The following is a 1,041-nucleotide window of genomic DNA, read 5'->3' as shown; positions in this document are numbered from 1 at the left end:
ATTATCTCATCTCGTCACTGTTCTCTATTCTCCCTTATTTACCGACAAGTCTAATTTGTAATTGTTTTTGTGGCGATGTATGAAAACCTCCTTTAATATGGAGGGCTAAACAGGTTAACGACCCTCGTTTAATGTCCAAGCCACCTTTGATCGGAATTACAACTCACAGTCGCAACAGCGCAGGCGAAGTCCTTCTGCCCGGAACTTATATTGATGCCATTCAAACCGCAGGCGGCAACGCATTGCTACTTCCGCCTAACCAACCTGATCCAGAAGCATTGCTAAATGTCTTGGATGGTTTGGTGTTCTCCGGCGGCGGTGATATTAATCCAATGCTGTATGGCGGCGAAAACCATCTCTCAATCTATGGCATTGATGAAGATCGAGATGCGTTTGAACTGATGCTGGCAAAGGCAGCTTTGATCAGGAAGATTCCTGTGTTAGGAATCTGTCGGGGAATGCAGGTGTTAGCGATCGCGGCAGGTGGAAAGTTAGTCGCGCATGTTCCAAATGTGTATGGAGATGCGATCGCGCATCGACTCGATCATCCGCGTCGCCCGATCAATCACGATCTCTCAATTCTGCCTAACACTCGCCTTGCTGATTTACTAGAAACAACCAAGCTCAACATTGTTTCGTGGCATCATCAAGCGGTAAAAACCGTTCCGCAAGGATGGCGGATTTCAGCCCAAGCAGATGATGGATTGCTCGAAGGGATCGAGCATCTTCAGCATCCGTGGATGGTAGCGGTGCAGTGGCATCCTGAACTTTCGGGAGAAGATCCGGCGCATCAGCGATTATTTCAAAAGTTTGTGGAAGTGGCGGGAACGATGCATTAGGTCAGCGATCGCGGGATTTACTTCGTGGAGTTGGTTGAATTGCGGACCTGCTGGCAGCAATCCTTGGATTGGTAGAGCGATCGTAGGCTTAGTTGAAACGGATGGTAGAAATAGCACTCTGTTATCAGCTAATCTTTTAGCGTTTGTTGAAGTTGTGAAAGCGTTTCTTATGAACGTGTATTCATTCATAAGAAACGCTTAA

1 protein-coding gene is annotated in these 1,041 nt (G+C 47.1%); it reads left to right on the top strand.

What is annotated here, in order from left to right:
- Positions 1-131 precede the first annotated feature (131 nt).
- The gene (locus tag AC5I6P_RS17170) at positions 132-839 is read left to right on the top strand and encodes a gamma-glutamyl-gamma-aminobutyrate hydrolase family protein (protein WP_495694998.1); all 708 of its coding nucleotides are present in this window, start codon (positions 132-134) and stop codon (positions 837-839) included.
- Positions 840-1,041 lie beyond the last annotated feature (202 nt).

This window comes from Myxacorys sp. (genome assembly GCF_059501405.1).
Note: the sequence above shows the minus strand (reverse complement) of the source record. Positions and strands in the feature narration are given on the sequence as shown.